15 protein-coding genes are annotated in these 19,253 nt (G+C 75.3%); 9 read left to right on the forward strand and 6 right to left on the reverse strand.

The features are described 5' to 3' along the window. The first annotated feature begins 137 nt into the window (after positions 1-137). Positions 138-881, forward strand: coding sequence for an RDD family protein (locus tag ACIQUT_RS15755; RefSeq protein WP_403563434.1), 744 nt, complete (start codon positions 138-140; stop codon positions 879-881). Positions 882-981: 100 nt separating this feature from the next. On the opposite strand, the gene ACIQUT_RS15760 is transcribed toward ACIQUT_RS15755, so the two are convergent. From ACIQUT_RS15760 to ACIQUT_RS15775, 4 genes are all read right to left on the reverse strand, one after another. Next, complete coding sequence (locus ACIQUT_RS15760) at positions 982-1,563, reverse strand: hypothetical protein (protein ID WP_403563436.1); 582 nt, start codon at positions 1,561-1,563, stop codon at positions 982-984. 111 nt (positions 1,564-1,674) lie between these two features. Then, entirely contained in the window at positions 1,675-2,691 is a 1,017-nt protein-coding gene (locus ACIQUT_RS15765; RefSeq protein WP_403563438.1) for a zinc-binding alcohol dehydrogenase family protein, read from the reverse strand. A 174-nt stretch (positions 2,692-2,865) separates the two neighbouring features. Next, the gene (locus tag ACIQUT_RS15770; RefSeq protein ID WP_403563440.1) at positions 2,866-3,906 is read right to left on the reverse strand and encodes a hypothetical protein; all 1,041 of its coding nucleotides are present in this window, start codon (positions 3,904-3,906) and stop codon (positions 2,866-2,868) included. Further along, complete coding sequence (locus ACIQUT_RS15775; RefSeq protein ID WP_403563442.1) at positions 3,903-5,210, reverse strand: FAD-dependent monooxygenase; 1,308 nt, start codon at positions 5,208-5,210, stop codon at positions 3,903-3,905. The genes ACIQUT_RS15770 and ACIQUT_RS15775 overlap by 4 nt, the downstream gene beginning before the upstream one ends. Positions 5,211-5,400: 190 nt before the next feature. Between ACIQUT_RS15775 and ACIQUT_RS15780 the strand changes: the two genes are divergently transcribed. After that, positions 5,401-6,186 (forward strand): hypothetical protein, encoded by a 786-nt coding sequence (locus tag ACIQUT_RS15780; RefSeq protein WP_403563443.1) that lies wholly within the window; start codon positions 5,401-5,403, stop codon positions 6,184-6,186. Positions 6,187-6,318: 132 nt separating this feature from the next. Here the strand turns inward: ACIQUT_RS15780 and ACIQUT_RS15785 are convergent, their stop codons facing one another. Next, positions 6,319-7,512, reverse strand: a complete 1,194-nt coding sequence (locus ACIQUT_RS15785) for a cytochrome P450 (protein ID WP_403563445.1) — start codon at positions 7,510-7,512, stop codon at positions 6,319-6,321. Positions 7,513-7,675: 163 nt separating this feature from the next. On the opposite strand from ACIQUT_RS15785, the gene ACIQUT_RS15790 reads away from it, so the two are divergent. The 6 genes from ACIQUT_RS15790 to ACIQUT_RS15815 all read left to right on the forward strand — a co-directional run bounded on the left by ACIQUT_RS15790 (position 7,676) and on the right by ACIQUT_RS15815 (position 16,577). Further along, complete coding sequence (locus ACIQUT_RS15790) at positions 7,676-8,452, forward strand: TetR/AcrR family transcriptional regulator (RefSeq protein WP_403563448.1); 777 nt, start codon at positions 7,676-7,678, stop codon at positions 8,450-8,452. A gap of 36 nt (positions 8,453-8,488) precedes the next feature. Further along, the gene (locus ACIQUT_RS15795) at positions 8,489-9,022 is read left to right on the forward strand and encodes a hypothetical protein (RefSeq protein ID WP_403563450.1); all 534 of its coding nucleotides are present in this window, start codon (positions 8,489-8,491) and stop codon (positions 9,020-9,022) included. A gap of 111 nt (positions 9,023-9,133) precedes the next feature. Beyond that, entirely contained in the window at positions 9,134-9,910 is a 777-nt protein-coding gene (locus tag ACIQUT_RS15800) for a MerR family transcriptional regulator (protein ID WP_403563452.1), read from the forward strand. Further along, a complete protein-coding gene (locus tag ACIQUT_RS15805) occupies positions 9,907-11,118 on the forward strand; it encodes a glycosyltransferase (protein WP_403563454.1) in 1,212 nt (403 codons plus the stop codon). Before ACIQUT_RS15800 ends, ACIQUT_RS15805 begins: the two co-directional genes overlap by 4 nt. 550 nt (positions 11,119-11,668) lie before the next feature. After that, a complete protein-coding gene (locus tag ACIQUT_RS15810; RefSeq protein WP_403563456.1) occupies positions 11,669-12,892 on the forward strand; it encodes a cytochrome P450 in 1,224 nt (407 codons plus the stop codon). 382 nt (positions 12,893-13,274) lie between these two features. Beyond that, complete coding sequence (locus ACIQUT_RS15815; RefSeq protein WP_403563457.1) at positions 13,275-16,577, forward strand: amidohydrolase family protein; 3,303 nt, start codon at positions 13,275-13,277, stop codon at positions 16,575-16,577. Between the two features lie 123 nt (positions 16,578-16,700). Here ACIQUT_RS15815 and ACIQUT_RS15820 read toward each other — a convergent pair whose 3' ends face one another. After that, entirely contained in the window at positions 16,701-17,822 is a 1,122-nt protein-coding gene (locus ACIQUT_RS15820) for an ArsR family transcriptional regulator (protein WP_403563459.1), read from the reverse strand. Between the two features lie 109 nt (positions 17,823-17,931). Here ACIQUT_RS15820 and ACIQUT_RS15825 point away from each other — a divergent pair, with 109 nt between their 5' ends. Then, positions 17,932-19,158, forward strand: coding sequence for an MFS transporter (locus tag ACIQUT_RS15825; protein ID WP_403563461.1), 1,227 nt, complete (start codon positions 17,932-17,934; stop codon positions 19,156-19,158). Positions 19,159-19,253: the final 95 nt, after the last annotated feature.

A 19,253-nucleotide genomic window follows, 5' to 3' on the forward strand; every position in this document is an offset into this window, starting at 1 on the left:
CGAGGCGGGAGGCACCGGTCGGGTGACGCGGCCGCGGCCGCCTGACGGGTTCTCGACCCCGCATCCCGCCGAACACGCTGCCGAAAACCGTCGCGTGCCTGGTCGGATCGGCTCGCGGGGTGCCGCATGATATGGGCATGAACACGCCACCCGGTCATCCGCAGCACCAGTACGACCAGCAGTACCCACCGCAGTACCCAAATCCCCAGCAGTACCCGCATCCCCAGCAGGCGCAGCAGCCCCAACCGCCGTACGGCCGGCAGCCGTACGCCCAGGCTCCCTACGGCCAGGCCCCTCAGCAGCCCTACGCCCAGGCCCCCTACGGCCACGCCCCCGGGCAGCAGCCGTACGCCGCCCCGTACGCACCGCAGCCGCCGTACGGGCAGCAGGGCCCGTACGGGCAGCAGCCCCCGTACGGTCAGGCGCCGCGGCCGCGCGTGCCGGGGCCTGCCGGGGACGCGCGGCGCGGGGTCGCCGCCACGCTGGACGTCTTCGTCGCCGTCGCCGTCCCGTACCTGATGGCGCGCGGGCACGAGGGCCGGCCGCTGACCGCCCTGGCGACGCTGCTCGGCATGTCCTTCGTCAACCAGGTCCTGCTGACGTTCCTGTTCCGGGCGACCGTGGGCAAGCTGATCACCGGGATCCGGGTGATCCGGGCCTCCGACGGCGGGCGCGCCGGGTTCTGGCGCCTCGTGTACCGGTGGCTGTGCGGCCTGTGCTGGCTGCCGCTGCAGCCGTACTACTGGGTGCGGGCGTTCTTCCGCGGCCTGTGCGGCGGCGGGGCGGCGCGCGGCACCGTCAGGGACAACGACGACGGCGAGATGTACCACGCCGACCTGGCCGGGCTCCGCTACGCCCGGCGCCGGGACCTCGCGGCCTGACGGACCAGTGCCCTGCGCGCCGTGCGGGCGTCCGGGTGCGCGGTGCACGCCTCGTCCGCGGACGGGCAGGACGTGATGGCCTCGGCCGGCCCGGGGTGGCTCAGGAGAAGGCGGGCGGTTCGGCGGCCAGGGCCTTCTCGTGGCCGTCCAGCCACTTGGCGAGCTCCACGCAGCTCACCTTCCCGTGGTCGGGGTAGTCCACCTGGTAGCCGCCGTCGTTGCCCGGCAGGCCCGTCTCCAGGCAGCGTGCGGCGTAGGGGAGGGTGTAGGCGATCTTTTGGGCGTTCTCGCGCACGGACTTGCTGGGGTGGCTGCCGAGGATGACGGCCGCGGACGCCGCCCTGGCGGCGAGGTCCTCGTTGCCCTGCCGCAGGCCCGCGATGACGGCGGGATCGCGTTTGGACTGCTCGTCGAGCCGTTCGAAGCGCTGCATCAGGAAGCGGACCCGGTTGGAGGCCTGGATCAGTTCCCCGTAGCGGGTGATCTGCTCGGTGGTGCGGGCGGTCGACTGCTGGCCGGCCGCCTGGGTCCGCGCGGCCTCCACGGTGCTGCGGGCCTGCGCCCGGCCGGTCTCCAGGACGCTGCCGGCCTGGAGGTAACCCGCGATGACGGTGCCGACCACGGCCGCGAGGCCGACGTAGGACGGCGCGTGCCGCTGCATGTGCTCACCGAAGCTCGCCATGCGCCCGATCCTGCCAGCCGGACGGATTCCCACCGCCGGACTGGCCGGATCGTTGCCCTACCCGGGCCGGATTCGGGCACACGGCCGGGCCGGGGAGCCGCGGAGCCCGGGTCAGACCGCCTCGCGGTCCTTGCGGAGCTGCGCCGCGCCGGAGTGGTGGTCCTCGCCGCCGGCGGGCACGAAGACGATGCGCGTGCCGGAGCGCAGCGGCGTGTCCCACGCCGTGTGCACCTCGGCCAGCGGTACGGGGACGATCTCGCCGGTGGGCGCCAGCGACGGCAGCCGGGTGAGCAGTTCGCGCAGGCAGGCGCTGCGGCGTGCGGCCGAGATCGAGCCGAGTCCGCTGCCGCAGATGTCCACGTCGGCCTTGCGCAGCCACGCGGACGGCAGCGTCATGTCGGGCCCGGCGGCAGAGCCGACCTGTACCCACCGCAGTGTGCGGGTCGGGTCGGCGCGGTGGCGCAGGATGCCGTCGAGGGCCAGCTCCGCGGGCCGGCCCCACAGGTAGTCCAGCACGATGTCGGTGTCGGCGGCCGCGGCGCCGAAGGCGTCGGCGACCTCCCCGTCGGGGCCTTCGAGCAGGACCGTGCGGGCGGCGCCCAGCGCGGACGCGGCCTGCAGGGCCAGCGGATCGCGGCCGGCGGCCACGACCTGCCCCGCGCCCTGGTCGAGGGCCAGCCGGACGGCGGCCCGTCCGGCGTTCCCGGTGGCGCCGAGGACGAGCACCGACTCCCCGCCCCGCAGCCGGCCCCGTTCGCGCAGGGCGATCCAGGCGGACGAGGCGGGGTTCATGGCGGCGGCGACCACGGCCGGGTCGAGGCCGTCCGGTACGGGCATGAGCGAGGCGGCCGGGACGGCGACGCGTTCGGCCATCGTCCCGCGGGGCGGTTCGAGCCCCGGGATGTAGACGAGTGCACCCTCCGTGGTCCGGCCGACCCCGTCGAACCCGGGTACCAGCGGGAGTGCGTCACCGCCCGTGTAGTGGCCGCCCGACGCGAACGAGCGCACCAGCGGGTACAGCGCGGCCGCCAGCATCTCGACGACGACCTCGCCGGCCGCGGGGGCGGGTTCGGGCACGGACTCGTACCGGGGCGGCTGACCCAGGGCGTGGACCACGGCTGCGTACATCGGCTGGCCCCCAAAACGGGTGGTGAGGCGGGAACGGTGGCGGTACGGGTCTGATTGTGGCGGTTCCGGGCGGGGCGCGGCGGCTGCGCCACGCGGGCTGGGGCGACTGCCGAGGTGGGGTGACCGCCGGGCAAGACGACCCGCCGGGCAGGGCGACCGCCGGGGCGCGGCGCCTCAGCTGCCCGTGCCGACGAGCCGGGGTGACCCCGTCGCGGGGACGAAGTCCGTCAGGGAGACGGTGTAGTCGCCCTGGCCGGGCCGGTACGCGGTGCAGTACCGGGTGGGGTACCAGCCGGACTTCTGCCAGGCCGCCGGCTGGGGGATGGCCTCGCAGGTGCGGTGGCCGCCGGCGGGGTCGCGGTGGCGTTGCAGGAAGTCCTTGGTGAGCATGGGCTCCATGAAGATGAGGCCGCCCGCGTACGCGCCGTAGATGAAGGTCTGGCCGGTGAGGGTGCCGGTGGTCGGCGGCCGGCTGTCCAGGTGGGCCCCCATGGCCCCTTCGGCGGTCTGCGGGCTGCTCGCGGGATAGCCGGCGGGCAGGTAGGCGGCCGGTACCGGCCGGGCAGCGGTGGCGAGTTGGTCGCAGGCGATGAGCAGGGCGCACCCGCCGGTCCGGATGCCGGCGCGGACTTCCTTGGGCACGAGGTAGAAGTGGACGTCGAAGTGGGGGACGTCGTAGCGGCCGTGCGGGTTGTGGCCGTGCGGGTTCCAGTTGAACAGGGCCCAGTGGAAGGGCAGTCCGGCCGCGCCGGCCGGTGTGCCGGGCAGGGCGAGCTCCAGGCTGTGGCCGCCGACGCATTCGTGGGCGCGGTCGGTGGTGCCGTCGCCGTCCGTGTCGTGGCAGTGCTTGCCGTCGGTGGGGGCGGCGGGCAGGGCGGTGAGGGCGGAGGCGGTGAGGGAGATGCCCACCGCCTGGGGGACACCGTCGCGGTATTCGCTGTACGTCCGTACCGTGCCGCGGCCGAGTGCGGCGGCCGGGCCGAGGCTGAGGCAGGCCGCGGCGTCGGTGCGGGCGCCGCAGGCGGGCAGCCGGGCGGCGGAGCCGGAGCGCGGCCGGGGGTCCGGGGGCTGCCAGATCGAGGGCAGGAGCGCGGCCAGCAGGGCGACGCAGGCCAGTCCGGCGGCGGTGGTGGCGGGGCGGGGGAAGCGAGGGGTGCGAGGGATCCGGGTGCTGCGGGGGAAACGGGGGATGCGGGGGATGCGGGGGCTGTTCATACCGCGACGCTCCAGGAAGTACGGGAGTTGAGTGCTGCGGCGTCCGTGCCGGTGACCTGGAGGGTGCAGGACCTGATGCCGTCGAGGCTGTCCTCGGGCAGGACGTGGCGGATGTCGGTGAAGCCGTCGGGGGCGAGGGCCTCCACCTCGCGGAGCACGGGGTCGGGTTCCAGGCGGCGGTGGGCCGCGAGGAGGCGGGTGGTCTGCGGCAGGCGGGCGGCCTCGTACCGGTCCAGGGCCTCGTCCACGTCGTGGTGGGCGAGTTCGTACGCGAGGACCCGGGCGTCGACGATGGCCTGGGAGGCGCCGTTGGAGCCGGTCGGGTAGACGGGGTGGGCGGCGTCGCCGAGGAGGACGACGCGGCCGTCGCGCCAGGTCGGCAGCGGGTCGCGGTCGATCATCGGGTAGCGGGCGATGCGGGGCGCCGCGGCGACGACCGCGTGGAGGTCGAGGAAGTCGCTGCGCCAGCCGTCGAGATGGGCCAGCACGGTCTCGGGCGGCACGGTGTCGCGTTCCCAGTCGGGGCCGCCCCGCGCGGGGTCGGTGTCCCCGTCGTCGCCGGTGCGGCTCTCCACGACCCAGTTGACGAGGCACCGGCCGTGCCGGTCCGGCCGGGAGACCGCGTAGGCGACGGCCTTCACCCTGCTGTTGCAGCCGATGATGACCATGGTGCGGCCGTCGAGGAACGGGGCGGTCTCGGTGATGCCGCGCCACATGCATATCCCGTTGCGCAGCGGCGGCCCCTCGTCCGGGTACATGGCGGCGCGCACGGCCGAGTTGATGCCGTCCGCGCCGATGAGGAGGTCGCACGGGACCGGGTCGGGCAGGCCTTCGAGTCGGGCCCGTACAGGGCCGCCGCCGCTGCCCCGACCGCGGCCGGTGCCGTAGTCGGCCAGGCGGCGCCCGGTGAGCAGGGCGTCCGGGCCGAGGCGGTCCCGTACGGCGCCGAGCAGCAGCTCCTGGAGGCGGGCCCGGTGCACCGAGTACTGCGGCCAGTTGTAGCCGGCGGCGCGGCCGCGGGGCTCGCCCCAGATCAGGCCGCCGTAGCGGTGGTGGTATTCCAGCCGGGCGGTCGCCACGGCGACGCCGTCGAGCGCGTCGCCCAGGCCCAGTTCGGTCAGTTCGCGAACGGCGGCGGGCTGCAGGTTGATTCCGGCGCCGACGGGGAGCAGCCGCGGGCAGGATTCCACGATCAGTACGTCGTCCAGCCCCGCCGCGTGAAGACTGAGGGCGGTCGTCAGTCCGCCGATTCCGGCACCGGCTATCAGGATGCGCGGAGGATTCCTTCTGCCGTACCGAGACATTCTCGCTACCTCCAGGGACGACCTCTTCAGCCCAAAAATGCGGCAGTTCGGCGAGGAGCACAACCCCGGGACCGGCAAAAGGCGAGATGTGCAGGTCAACGAGGACCGGTCACCCGATCAGAGTACGGCCGAATGCCGCCTGATGGGTGACATGGCTTTAATCAGGTGTCGGCAACAGAAAGGCTGCGACATGCATCACGAGACGTTCGAACCATGCGACGTCCAGCGCCTCCAACATGCTGTTGACTACGCCCTCCACGCCTCCAGCAAATCGCTGGAGTATCTCCTGCCTCCCTGGATACCCGGCGATCTCAAACGGGAAATAGGGAGCGGCTGCGTTGTTTCACACTGCGCGACGCTGCTGTTCCCGGAGACCGTGGAATCCGCCCTCGACTACTTCGAGGAAAACGGCTGGACCGCCTCGCCCACGATACCGAGCGTGCTCGTGAAGCGCCGTCTGGTGGAGCGCCATTGGCTGCCCGAGGATGCGGACATACGGGTGACGCGGCTGCGCGTCACCGCGGGCCCGGCGCCCGATGTCGAGGTCTTCCTCTTCCCCCGGTCCAGCCCCGCCTACGAGGAGGACGTGGGCACGAAGGAGCGTGTGCACGGCTTCGAGAACCATGTGGGACTCTTCATGGAGCGGGCCGAGGAGAGCACCCTGACCCGTCTCGCCGACCGTCTGGAGACGAGCGGCCGAATGGTGTACGAGGGTTCGGCCCACAACCCGCACGAGAACACGACCATGCTGTACTTCGCCCCCAGCGCCCCGGTGGCGCGGGTGCGCCGCCGCTTCCCCCGGTGGGAGCTGCAGTGCTCGGGTGACCTGACGGCGTCCGCCGGCAGCCGGCCGGTGCGGACGCAGGCGCTGTGCCGTGCGTACGCGGCGCTCAAGGCGAACCACATGCCCGTGGACGTCGTCATGACGCGGGCCGCCGCCCTGCGGCCCGAGCCCGTGGCGGCGCCCAAGGCCTGACCCGCCGCGCCCCCTTTCGGGCTCCCCGCCTCCGGACTGCGGTCCGGGGCGGGGAGCCCGTGCTTCCGGTCGCCGCGTCCCGTCACGCGGGGCATCCCGTCACGCGGGGCATCCCTCACGCGAGGCGTCCCGTCACACGAGGGCGACCGGGAGCCGGTGCACTCCGTGGATGTTCATGCCGGTGCGCAGCGGGACGTCGGCGGCCGGCACGGCCAGGCGCAGCGCCGGGAAGCGGTTCACGAGGGCCGGCAGGGCGACGCACATCTCGACGCGGGCGAGTTGGGCGCCGAGGCACTGGTGGACGCCGTGGCCGAAGCCGAGCTGTCCGGTGGCCTTGCGGCGGATGTCGAGGGCGTCGGGGGCGGGGAAGCGCTCCGGGTCGCGGTTGGCGGCCTCGACGGACAGCGTGACGCTCTCCCCCGCCTTGATGGTGCAGCCGTACAGCTCGATGTCCTCCAGGGCCACCCGGACCGTGGTGTGGGCGACGCTGAGGTAGCGCATCAGCTCCTCGACGGCGCTGTCGGCGAGGCTCGGATCGGCGCGCAGGGCGGCGAGTTGCTCCGGATGGGTGAGCAGGGCGAACGTGCCGTGGGCGAGCATGTTGGCGGTGGTGTCGAGTCCGGCGCCGAGCAGGAAACCGCCGAGGCCCGCGAGTTCCTCCTCGGTGAGGTCACTGGCGGTGAGGTCGCTGAGCAGGTCGTCGGCCGGGGCGGCCCGCTTGGTGCGGACCAGGGCGAGCATGTACTGCTGCAGCCCCGCGACGGCCGCGAACCGGTCCTCGGGGCTCACGTCCAGGCTCATCAGGGTGTGGACGTGGCGCTGGAAGGTGTCGCGGTCGGCGAACGGGACCCCGAGCAGTTCGCAGATCACAAGGGCGGGAACGGGCTGGGCGAACGCCGTGACGAGGTCGGCCTCCGTGCCGCCGTGCGCCATGGCGTCCAGGCGTCCGGCGGTGATCTCCTCGACCCGTTCGGTGAGCAGGCGCATGCGGCGGGCGGTGAACCGGCCGGCGAGCAGCCGCCGGTAGCGGGTGTGCCCGGGGGCGTCCATACCGGTCATGTCGCCGATCGGCGCCGGGGGCAGCGTGCCCGCGGGGCCGCCCGGCATCGGGAGGTGCATCAGCTCGTACCGCGAGCTGAACCGGGGGTCGGCGAGGACCTCCCGGGCCGGGCCGTATCCGGTGACCAGCCAGCCTTCGTGGCCGTCGGGATAGGTCATCCGGCTGACGGGGTGCCGTTCGCGCAGCCCGGCGAGTTCGCGGGGCGGGTCGAAGGGGCAGCCGGCGGGGCGGGCGGTGGGCAGGGCGGTCAGCAGTGGCTCGGTCACGGTCTCCCCCGGTGTGCGGATGGACGGCGGCCTGCGGTGCGGGCGCGCCGCCGACGAATTGCACGGTGTGCAACTTCGGGTCGCAGCCCACCGTAGGACAGGACTTGCACGGTGTGCAAGAGAGGGATTGAACGGCGTGAAAGTCCTGGACTACGCTGCGCCCATGCCCCGTGAGACCTTGAGCCGCGACCAGATCGTCCAGGCCGCCATCGACCTGCTCGACACCGAGGGGATCGACGGCCTGAGCATGCGCAAGCTGGGCCGACTGCTCGGGTCGGCGCCCACCGCCATGTACTGGCACGTGGGGAACAAGGAGAACCTCGTCGTCCTCGCCGCCGACCGCGTGTGGGGGGAGATCGAGCGGCTGGACCCGGGCGAGGTCGGCTGGCGGGCCGCCGCGCGGGCCCTGGTCCACGAGGCCCACGGCACGACCCTGCGGCACCCGTGGCTCATCACCGCCGCCAGCACGCACTTCGTCTACGGCCACGGCATGGCCGGGCTCCAGGACCACAGCTACGCGATCTACGAGGCCGCCGGCTTCAGCGGGCCGGACCTCGACTGGGCGGTCAACACCGCGTTCACCTTCCTGGCGGGTGCGGCCATCGACGACGCGGTCAAGGCGGCGATGGCGCGGGCGCGGATCCGCCCGGGCCGGGGCGAGGAGGGCGGTCCCGTCGAGGACGTCGTCACGTGGGCGACCGGGATCGCGGCCCAGTACCCGCGGCTGCGGGCCCGCCTGGAGGCGCAGGTGGACGAGGACCCGGCCGAGGTGGCCCGCCGGAAGTTCGAGTTCGGGGTGGAGGCCATCCTCGACGGCCTCGAAGCCCGCCTCGCCGCCACCGGCACCACAGCCGGCGAACGGGGCGGGGATGACCGGAACGGCCTGGATGACCGGGACTGCGCGGGCAGCCCGGACGGCGGTGACCTGCGGTCCGCCTAGCATGGGCGGGGGCATGAGGGGCTGTCAGGGGGATGCGTGGACATCGGTGCGGTGGTCATCGCGGTGGCGGGCATGGCCGGCACGCTGGGGGGAGCCTTGGTCACCCAGCGCGCTGCCGAACGGGCGAAGCGCCGGGAGCTGGACCTGGTCCGCGACCAGGAGCAGACCCGCGACGACCTGCTCCTGCGGCGCACCTGCTACGTGGAGCTCAACCGGGACGCACGCCAGTTCACCACGGCGCTCAACCACCACCTGCACCGCATCCTCGAAGGCACCGTCGAGGATGCCGACCGGCAGGCCCTCGACGAGGCGAAACGGGCCCATCGCGACCGGTACTCCGAGGCGCAGATGATCGCCCCCGACGCGGTGCTCGCCCGGGCGAGCGCGGTCAACCAGGCGCTGAACGCGGTCTACGGCCGGGTCAAGCGCCTCGACCGCGACCGCACGGCCGGGCCCGCGGCCGGGGACGCGTTCGACGCCGTGGCCGCGGCCCGGGAGGAGATATGGGACCTGCTCCGGGACATGCGGGCCGCGATGCGCCGCGACCTCGGGGTGTCACCCGACGGGTGACGCCGCGCCGGCCCCCGGGACCCCGCTCGCGCCCACGCCGTACGGACTGCGCTTGACCCTCCCCTTACGTCAGGCCACAGGCTCGGTCCGACGGAACGGAAAGGTTATTTCATGAGTTATTCAGTCGGACAGGTGTCCGGATTCGCCGGGGTCACGGTGCGCACCCTGCATCACTACGACAAGGCGCAGCTGCTGTCGCCCAGCGAGCGCAGCCTCGCCGGCTACCGGCTCTACAGCGACGCGGATCTGGCGCGTCTCCAGCAGATCCTCTTCTACCGCGAGCTCGGTTTCCCGCTCGACGAGATCCGTACGATCATGGCCGATCCCGAGGCGGACGCCCTCGGCCACCTGCGGGAGCGCCACCGGTCGCTGAAGGAGCAGATCACCCGCCTGCAGAGCCTGGTGGAGGTCGCCGAGCGGGCCATCGAGGTGCAGCAGACGGGCGTACGGCTCACCCCGCAGGAGCGGTTCGAGGTGTTCGGCGACGTCGCGTTCGACCTGAGCTACGCGACCGACGCGCACCTGAAGTGGGGTGAGAGCGAGGGCCACCAGCAATCCATGGCCCGGGCGGCCGCCCACACCAAGGAGGACTGGCGCGCCCTCATGACCGAGGCGGCGGGCTGGCGGCGGTCGCTCATCGCGGCCTTCGAGGCCGGGACGGCCTCCGACAGCCCCCGCGCCATGGACCTCGCCGAGGAGCACCGCGGGCACATCGGCCGCTGGTTCACGCCGTGCCCGCCGGAGATGCACTGCCGGATCGCGGACGAGTACATCGAGGACGCGCGGGCCTTCGCCCTCGTCGTGCCCGCCCCCGAGCAGCGGCCGGGGCTCGACAGCTGGCTGCGGGACGCCGTCCACGCCAACGCGGGGCGGGTGCGGTCGCGGTGAGGGTACTGATCGCGGCGGCGGGCTCGTACGGCGACGTCGCCCCGTACACCGGCCTGGGCTGCCGGCTGCGGGACGCCGGATTCCATGTCGCGGTGGCGGCGCCCGAGCAGTTCGCGGACCTGGTGACGAGGGCCGGGCTGGAGTTCCGGGGGATCGCCGCCGACCCGGGCGGGGGGCCCGCCGGCGGCGGGGGGATGATGCGCCGGGCCGCCGTCTTCATGCGGGAGCTCGGGCAGGGCATGGCGGCCCTGGCCGCGTCCGGCGGGGCGGACGTCCTGCTGCTGTCGACCACGACGGCGCCGCTGGGCTGGCACCTGGCCGAGGCCCTCGGGATACCGGCCCTGGGGGTGTACCTGCAGCCGGTGGCGCCCACGGGCGGCTTCCCTCCGGTCGTGGCCGCCGGACGTTCCCTCGGACCGTGGGGGAACCGGGCCGCGGGCCGCCTCGCGCTGCGCGTGGTCGACCGGATGCACGCCGGGGCCGCACGGGAGCTGCGCGACACCCTCGGCCTGCCGCCGGTCGCCCAGCCGGTGGTGCGCAAGCGGCAGGACCGGGCCGGCTGGACCGTCCTGCACGGCTTCAGCTCCGCCCTCCTCCCCCGCCCCGACGACTGGCGGGCGGGCCTGGAGGTCGTCGGCAACTGGTGGCCGCACTGCCCGGAGGACGCCCGGCTTCCGCAGGAACTGGCCGACTTCCTGGACGCCGGACCGCCGCCGGTCTTCATCGGCTTCGGCAGCATGGCGGCAGGCGAGGGCGAGCGGCTCGGCGACATCGCGGTACGGGCCCTGCGGGAAGCCGGACTCCGGGGCGTCCTCCAGGCCGGGGCGGCAGGCCTGCACGCCACCGGGGACGACGTCCTGGCCGTCGGCGAGGTGCCGCACCGGCTGCTCTTCCCGCGTACCGCGGCCGTGGTGCACCACGGGGGTGCCGGTACGACGGCCGCCGCGCTGCGGGCGGGGGTGCCCGCGGTGCCCGTCCCCGTCACGGCCGACCAGCCGTTCTGGGCCGGCCGGGTCGCCGGCCTGGGCGCCGCCACAGGACCGCTGCCGCTCAAGGAGCTGTCCGCGCCCGCCCTGGCACGGGCGCTCCGCGCAGCCGTCGGGGACCCGGCGCCCCGCGCGCGGGCCGCAGCCGCCGCCCGGCGGATGGCCGCGGAGGACGGTGCGGGCCACGTCGTACGCGAGGTGGAGCGCCTGCTCTCCCGATGACACCCCGGCCGGGCACCGAGGCCCGGAACCCTGGCGGGCACGGGCGGCAACTCATGCTGCACACACCGAAGTTGCCGCCACGGGCACGACACCCCTCCGGTACCGGCCGACGCGGCCGGGCCGGGCGACCCGGAGGGGCGCATCCGGCGTCCGCGGCCCGCACAACAGGGCCGACTGCCGCCGGTGGCCGTCGCCGGCGCCGTACGGGCCCAGGCACTGCCCGCCCAGGCCCGCGCGTCCGCAGCCGCGGGGCCGCCGGAACGCCGGTCGTGCCCGCGGGGGGTGCCCCGCCGCAGCCGTACATCGCGCGGGCGGGAGGCGGGCCGGGCGGTGCTCCGGCTCGCCTCACCGGGTCCGCGGAGGGACGGTCCGGTGTTCGACAGCCGGGCGTGCACCGGCCGGGCGGTGGCTCGGACAGGCCACGGCAGGCCGGTCGGCGGCGAGGCGGTCTTCCGGGTGGGCCCGGTGTCGGGCAGGATGCCGACGCACCGGAACCCCGTCCGGCCCGCCGGGCGCGGCGGCCGGCCCCGACCGCAATCCGGAGGCCCGTGTGGCACGGCACGACCAGGCGAGGCGGGACGAGTTCTACCGCGACCCCTATCCCCGCTACACCCGCGCCCGCCGGGCCGAAGGCCTGCTGTACGTACCGGAGGCCGACGCCTGGCTAGTGGCGCGCGACCGGGACGTGCGGGAGGTGCTCCGCCGTGCGGAGGACTTCTCCTCGGCGCACGCCCTGCTGCCGGACGTGCCTCCGTCGCCGGAGGCGCTCGGCGTGCTCGCGGGCGGCTTCGCGCCGCGACCCACCGTCGTCTCCTCGGACGGGGCCGCCCACCGCCGGCTCCGGGCCCCGCTGAGCCGGGGCCTGTCCGCCACCCGGGTCGCGGCGGTCGTCCCGTACGCCCTGACCTGCGCGGAGGGCCTGGTGGACGCCTTCGCCACCGACGGGGCCGCGGAGCTGGTGGCGGCGTACGCCCGGCGGCTGCCCGGGCAGGTGATCGGGCGGCTGATCGGGCTGGACCCGGCGGACGTGCGCGCGGCCGTGCACGGCGGATACCGGGCCGAGGAGATGGCCTTCCGCCCGCTGTCGCCGTCGGCCCAGGCGGCCGCGGCCGAGGACGTGGTCGCCCTCCAGCACCTGCTGGACCGCCTCGCCCGCGACCGGCGCACCCGCCCCCGCGACGACCTGTGCTCGGAGCTGGTGGCCGCGCTGGCCCCCGGGGACGGGGAACTGAGCCTCGAACAGCGCCACGAGCTGGTCGCGGCCCTCCAGAACCTGCTGATCGCCGGCTTCCTCACGACGAGCGCGCTCATCGCGACCACCCTGCTGCACCTGCTGGCCGACCGGGAGCAGTGGCGGATGCTGTGCGCCGACCCGGGCCTGATCCCGGCCGCGGTGGAGGAGGGCGCCCGCTTCGACGCAGCCGTCCAGGCCTTCCGTCGGACCACCACCCGGCCGGTGACCCTCGCCGGGACCGCACTGCCCGCCGGAGCCACCCTGCTCGTGGCGTACGGCTCCGCCAACCGCGACGGGCAACGGTACGAGCGGCCGCGGGAGTTCGACATCCGGCGACCCGCGGACCGGGGCCACCTCGCGTTCGGGCACGGCCCCCACGGCTGCCCGGGATCCCGGCTGGCCCGGGAGCAACTGCGCCTGACGTTGGCGCTGTTGACCCGGAGGCTGCCGGATCTCCGGCTGGACGGGGACCGGCCGCCGCCGCGGATGCTCCCAACGCTGATCCACCGCTCACCGGAGGTGCTGCACGTGGCCTGGTAGGCCCGGGGCGGGGGTGAACCGGGCGGCCCGGCGGCCTCCGCGTGGTGTCGGCCTCGCCGTTGCGGACGTCGAGACAGTGCAGCTCGGCCAGGTTGCACAGTCTGCCGGCGTCCCAGTACCAGAGCTGGTTGCCGGGTGCCGCGGCAGGTCTGCAAGGCGGGAGGTGACCCACCCGGACGGGCGAACGGCTTCACCGCGGAAACGGTCACGCACCCGCATCCCCGGGGCAGCACGCCCCGGGGCAGCACGCCCCGGGGCAGCACGCCCCGGGGCAGCCGGTGGGCACGGGCCCGCGGCCCGTGCCGTTGCCTCCCGGCCCCCTTGATCGTTCAGCGGCTGACGGGCGGTGATCGGCGGAGCGGGACGAGGGGTTGTGGTGCGGATGCGGCGCAGGGCGGTTCTGAAGGCGGTCTCCGGCGGCGTGCTGACGGTCCTGCCGGCCGCGGTCGCGGCGGAGGCCGCGGAGGCCGCCGTGGCAGCGGCCGGCGGAGCATCGGATGCCCCGGGGGCCGCGGCCGGCGATCGGGTCAGGCTCCGGTTCACGGCCGCGACCAACGGCGCGGCGACGGCCACCGCCTCGGGCGACCGCGTCATCGCCGAGGTGCAGAACGTCCTCTGGTCGGTGCCCCCGGACGGCGGTACCGCGACCCCGCTCACCCCGCCGGACCTGGAGCCGTGCCGCCCGGTGTTCTCCCCCGACGGCCGCAGTGTCGCGATGAGCGCCTACCGGGGCGGGGCCTTCCACATCTGGGTCATGCGGCCCGACGGTTCGGGCCTGCGGCAGCTGACCGACGGCATGTTCGACCACCGGACTCCCGCCTGGTCCCCCGACGGGCAGACCCTCGCCTTCTGCTCCGAGCGCGGGGGCGATCCGGTGGCGGGCAGCCCGTACCGGATCTGGACGGTCGGCGTCCGGGACGGGCGGCTGCGCCGACTGACCGGGCTGCCCGGCCAGAACGGCCCCGGCCAGGGTGTCCCCACCACGGGCGCCGCCGGCACGGGCGTCCCCGGAACGACTGTCCCCGGCACAGTGGCGGAGTGGGAGGACTACGACCCCGCCTGGTCCGCGGACGGCACCCGGGTGCTCTTCGTGCGTGGCACCGTCGACGGGGACGTCCTCACCGCGCGGACCCTCGTCTCCGTCGCGGCCGGGGGCGAGGACGAGGGCCCCGTACGGGTCGAACACACCGCCGCAGCAGGGAAGCTGCTCGCCCCGGCGGTGTCCCCGGCCGGGCGGACCGCGTGGCTGTGCGCGCTGCCCGGACCCCGCCGGGCCGAGACGATGACCCTGTTCGTGGACGGCCGGCTCGTCCCCCTCGACGGCGATCTCGCCCCCGCTCCCCCGCGCTGGATCGGCGACGACGACCTGCTCGTCACGCTCGACGGCCGGTTCCGGGTGATCCGCCCCCACCGGGACCACACCGGCCGCGAGATCGCCCTCGACGCCGTACTGGAGGTGCACCGGCCCCGGCCGCGGTTCAAGGAGTACGTCCTGGAGGCGGAGCGAAAAAGGCCGGTCCGCGGGGTGCACCTGCCCTGCCTTTCACCCGACGGCCGCAGCGTGGCCTTCGCCGCCCTCAACGCCCTGTGGACCGTGCCCGTCGGCGGCGGAACGCCCCGCCGGATCCTGCAGTCCCCCGCGACCGCCTACGTGCAATGCCCCGTGTGGACCGCGGACGGCACGGCCCTCGTCTACACCGACGACCGGTCCGGCCTGAACGCGGTGCGCCGCCTGGACCCGGCGACCGGCCGGGACACCGTGCTCGCCGCCGGCGGCCGCGTCTACGGTGTCCTCTCCCCGGACGGCACCCGGCTCGCGGCGCTGGACCTGGCCGGCCGGCTCCTCGTCCGCGACCTCGCCTCCGGCACCGACACCCCGCTCGTCGCGGCGCTCGGCGGGGGCGGCCTGCCCGGCCGGCCCAGCTGGTCGCCCGACGGCCGGTACCTCGCACTGTGCGACCGCAACCGGCTGAGCAGGCGCTTCCGCGAGGGGTACAACCTCATCCGGATCGTCGACACGCACACCGGAGCGGACCGGCTGCACGCGCTCGCCCCGCACGCCTCGCTCTCCGACCGGTACGCCAGCGGGCCCGTCTGGTCGCCCGACGGCCGCCACCTCGCCTGTGTCGGCGAATCGGCCCTGTGGCTGCTGCCGGTGCACCCGAACGGCACTCCCTCCGGCCCGGCCCGCCGCATGACCGACGAACCCGCCGACCATCCCTCCTGGTCGGCGGACTCCCGCACCCTGCTGTACCAGTCGGGGGCCCGGCTGCGGCTGCTCGCCCTGGACGGGGACGGCCGGGCCGCCGCCGAGCCGCGCACCGTTCCGGTCGTGCTGTCGTACCGGCGGCCCGCCCCCGTCGACACGGTCGTGCACGCCGGACTGCTGTGGGACGGCACCGGTTCGGTGCCCCGCGCCGACGCCGACGTGATCGTCAGCGGCGGGCGGATCACCGCCGTCGAACCGCACCGGCCGGCGCGGACCCGGCGGGCCGGCCGGTTCGTCGACGCGTCCGCCGCGACGGTGCTGCCCGGCCTGTGGGACGCGCACGTGCACTCGTACCCGTACACCTACGGGGCCCGCCAGGGGCTGCTGCAGCTCGCGTACGGCGTCACCACCACGGTCTCGCTCGGCGGCTCCGCCCACGAACAGGCCCGGCTGCGCGAGGACATCCGGGCCGGACTGCTCACGGCCCCCCGCCTGCTGGCCGGCGGGGAGCTGCTCGACGGGCCGCGCGTGGCCTACAGCATGGGCCGCGCCCACCGCACCCGCGAGGGCTTCGCCCGGACCCTGGAGCGCGCCGCCGAGCTGGACTGGGACCTCGTCAAGACGTACGTGCGCGCCCCCTACCGGCAGATGGAGGAGGCGGCGGCCTTCGCCCGCGAGCGGCTGGGCGTCCTGGCCGGATCGCACCTGTGCGCGGCGGGGATCCAGTCCGGGCAGGACCTGACCACGCACCTGGTGGCCACCGAGCGCGCCGAGTACGGGCACGGCGCCACCCCGGGAGGGCTCACCCACCAGGACACGGTGGCGGTCTACGCGCAGGGCGGCTTCGACCTGATCGCCACGCCGTTCACGGCCCTCCCGCTGCTCGGCGCCGACCCGGCGACGGCGGCGGACCCGCGGGTGACGGCGCTGATGCCGCCCTGGGACGTCGAGGTCGTACGGGCGGCCGCGGCGCAGCCGCCGACCGCCGAGCAGCTCACCGTCCTGGAGCGGGAGGTCGACACGTACAGGCGGGTGCTGCGGGACGGCGGCCGGGTGGCGCTCGGCACGGACGCCCCGCTCGTCCCGGTCGGCCTCCACCTGCACCTGGGCCTGCGGGCGCTGGTCCGGTACGGGCTGACCCCGGCCGAGGCGCTGACGACGGCGACGCGCACCCCGGCCCGCGTGTTCGGGGTGGCGGACCACCTCGGCACGGTGGAGCCGGGCAGGCTGGCAGACCTCACCCTCGTGGACGGCGACCCGTTCACCGACTTCGCCGACCTGATCCGCATCCGGGCGGCACTGCGGGGCGGGATGCTGTTCGAACGCCGTTCCCTGGAGACCGCGTTCACGGGAACCGCCGGCCCGGCGACCCGCGACGCCTGGACCGCGGACGCGGGTCCGGAGGGGGATGCGGGGCCGGAGGACTGGCGCGCGGTGACCCGGCAGATGCTGCGGGACGGCTGCTGCCACCTGTGACGGGCTCACACGCTCCCGGGGACGGGCGAGGACGCCGGGCCAGCACATGCCGGGCCGGCACATGCCGAGCAAGCGCACGCCGAGCACGCGCACGGTGGTGCGCACCGCGGGCCGGGCGTGCCGCTAGGGGCGTCCGGCGGCGAGTTGCTCGCCGAGTGTGCTGCGCCGGTACAGGACCTGCCGGCCGTGGCGGGCCCGGGTGACCAGCCCGGCCCCGTACAGCACGCGCAGGTGCTGGGACACGGCGCTCGGCGTGACCCGCAGGCGGCGGGCCAGTTCCACCGTGGCCAGCGGCTCCGCGAGCAGTCCGAGCAGCCGGGCCCTGGGCGCGCCGAGGAGCGGTACGAGAGCCGGCGCGACCCCCGGCCCGGCGGCACCGGCAGGCCGGGCAGGACCGGCAGCACCGGCAGGACCGCCGGGACCCGCGAGGCCGGCGGCCGGGACGGGACCGGGTCCGGGACCGGATGCGGGACCGGGTCCGGGTCCGGGGGGCCAGAGAGTCGCCACCCCGCGGCTCGGATAGAGCAGCCAGAGCGGTTCCTCCCGGCTGACGGGCGGCGCCGGCTTGTGCGCGAACACGCAGGGCACCAGCAGCAGGCCCCGGCCGGACGCCTGCGCCTCATACCCGCCGATGGTGCGGTGGATGCGCAGGACGCCCCGCGATCCGCCGTCCTCCCAGCGCAGTTGGGGGTGCATGTCGGCGAAGAGCAGCCGGGCGCCGCCCCGGGCCAGCTGCCGGGCCCGGTAGGTCATGTCCGCCTCGGCGACCAGCCGCAGCTGCGGCCACACCGGCTGGACGGCGATCTCCCAGTACCGGTGCAGGAGTTCGCAGATGCGGTCGCGGAGGGCGATGACCGGCGCGTCCCCGCGGGCGGGCGGCGCGTCCACGGCCGCCCGCAGCGCGTCGGGGAGCGGGTCCGGCGCGTGCGCGGCCAGCAGATCGCGGCGGACCCGCTCCGGCGGGGTCCGGCGGACGGCGGCCAGCTCGTCCTCGAACGCGGGCTCGAAGGCGGCGGGCCGCGGGGTCAGGAAGTCGGGGAGGGTGAGGCGGTCCGCGACCAGGGACATCAGGAGGGCGGTGTCCAGGGCCCCGAGCCGGCCGAGGACGGACCTGCGCCACGGCAGGTGCAGCGCGGACACGCCCGGATCGCGCAGGACGCGCAGGCTCAGGACGGTCTCGCCCAGGGGCGAGACGGCGAACCGCGTGTCCGCGAGGTCCTCGACACCGAGTTCGAAGCTGATCATTAAGCCGTACGCTACATCAGTTGGCAGGGCGCTCCCGGTGCCGTGGACTTCCCTCCATGACCTCCCCGATCCCGAACCCCCTGCCGGGCGCGGCCCCCGGGGCGGCCGGATGAGCCGCCGCCTGGTGCTGATCCTGGCCGTGACCTGTGCCGTGGCCGTAGGCAACCTGTACTTCCCGCAGGCCGTCGGCCCGCTGATCGCCGCCGGGCTGGACGCCCCGCCCGACGAGGCCACGCTGGTGGTGACCGCCACCCAGATCGGCTACACCGCCGGTATGGTCCTGCTGGTGCCGCTCGGCGACCGGATCCGGCACCGCTCGCTCCTCGTCGTCCTGCTCTCCCTCACCGGTCTGGCCCTGCTGGGCGCGGGCTGCGCCCCCGCCCTGCCGCCGCTGGTCGCGGCGAGCGCCCTGGTCGGGCTGACGACCGTGGCCGCGCAGGTCATCGGCCCGCTGGCGGCCGGGCTGGTGGCTCCCGACCGGCGGGGGGCGGTGCTCGGCACGCTGCTGAGCGGGTCGACCGGGGGCATGCTGCTCGCCCGTACGTTCAGCGGGGTGCTGGGCGAATGGCTGGGCTGGCGGGCCCCGTACCTGGTGGCCGCGGTCGTCACCCTCGTGCTGGCCGCCGTCATGCGGTACGCGGTGCCGGACACGGTCCCGGCCGCCTCCGCCACCGGCCGCCCGTACGCCGCGTTCCTGGCGGAGCCGCTGCAGCTGCTGCGTGCCGAACCGGAGCTGCGCCGCTCCTGCTTCTACCAGGCCGCCGTCTTCGGCGGGTTCTCGGCCGTCTGGACGAGCCTGGCCCTGCTGCTGACCGGGCCCGCGTACGGGATGGGGGCGCAGGCCGTCGGGCTCCTGGCGCTGGTCGGCGGGGTCACCATGCTGTGCACCCCGTTCGCGGGGCGCCTGGTGGACCGGCACGGTTCGGACCGGGTGAACCTGGTCTCCCTGACCGGGGTCCTCGTATCGGCTGCCGTCCTCGCGGGCGGCGCGCTCGGCGGCCCGGCCGGCCTGGCCGCGCTGATCGCGGGCACCCTGCTGCTGGACACCGCCATGCAGTCCGGCATGGTCGCCAACCAGGGGCGGGTGTACGCGCTGCGGCCGGACGCCCGCAGCCGGCTCAACACCGCCTACATGACCTGCGCCTATTCGGGCGGCACCGCCGGTTCCTGGCTCGGCGTCCGCGCCTACACGCGGTTCGGCTGGCCCGCGGTCTGCGCGCTGCTCGCCCTGCTCGCCGGGGCCGCCCTGGTCCGCCACCTGTGCGCCGCGCGCCGCGGCCGGCCCGGACCTCCGGTCGGTGCGGCCGCGCAGACCGACCGGGCACGCGGCAGGTGAGGCGGCCGCCCCGCGGAACTCCCCCGCTCCGGCCTCTTGTTATCCTCGCGCGCCGCCCCGGTCGGGTCGGGCGGACAGGGCGTGGAGACAACGGG

Origin of the sequence: Streptomyces sp. NPDC090445 (assembly GCF_044769385.1) — a bacterium.
Lineage (GTDB): Bacteria > Actinomycetota > Actinomycetes > Streptomycetales > Streptomycetaceae > Streptomyces.

Excerpts from the sequence above, each read along its gene's own strand:
- ACIQUT_RS15755 (WP_403563434.1), top strand. The coding sequence starts at position 138 with ATGAACACGCCACCCGGTCATCCGCAGCACCAGTACGACCAGCAGTAC.
- ACIQUT_RS15760 (WP_403563436.1), bottom strand. The coding sequence starts at position 1,563 with ATGGCGAGCTTCGGTGAGCACATGCAGCGGCACGCGCCGTCCTACGTC.
- ACIQUT_RS15765 (WP_403563438.1), bottom strand. The coding sequence starts at position 2,691 with ATGTACGCAGCCGTGGTCCACGCCCTGGGTCAGCCGCCCCGGTACGAG.
- ACIQUT_RS15770 (WP_403563440.1), bottom strand. The coding sequence starts at position 3,906 with ATGAACAGCCCCCGCATCCCCCGCATCCCCCGTTTCCCCCGCAGCACC.
- ACIQUT_RS15775 (WP_403563442.1), bottom strand. The coding sequence starts at position 5,210 with ATGTCTCGGTACGGCAGAAGGAATCCTCCGCGCATCCTGATAGCCGGT.
- ACIQUT_RS15780 (WP_403563443.1), top strand. The coding sequence starts at position 5,401 with ATGCATCACGAGACGTTCGAACCATGCGACGTCCAGCGCCTCCAACAT.
- ACIQUT_RS15790 (WP_403563448.1), top strand. The coding sequence starts at position 7,676 with ATGCCCCGTGAGACCTTGAGCCGCGACCAGATCGTCCAGGCCGCCATC.
- ACIQUT_RS15800 (WP_403563452.1), top strand. The coding sequence starts at position 9,134 with ATGAGTTATTCAGTCGGACAGGTGTCCGGATTCGCCGGGGTCACGGTG.
- ACIQUT_RS15815 (WP_403563457.1), top strand. The coding sequence starts at position 13,275 with ATGCGGCGCAGGGCGGTTCTGAAGGCGGTCTCCGGCGGCGTGCTGACG.
- ACIQUT_RS15820 (WP_403563459.1), bottom strand. The coding sequence starts at position 17,822 with ATGATCAGCTTCGAACTCGGTGTCGAGGACCTCGCGGACACGCGGTTC.
- ACIQUT_RS15825 (WP_403563461.1), top strand. The coding sequence starts at position 17,932 with ATGAGCCGCCGCCTGGTGCTGATCCTGGCCGTGACCTGTGCCGTGGCC.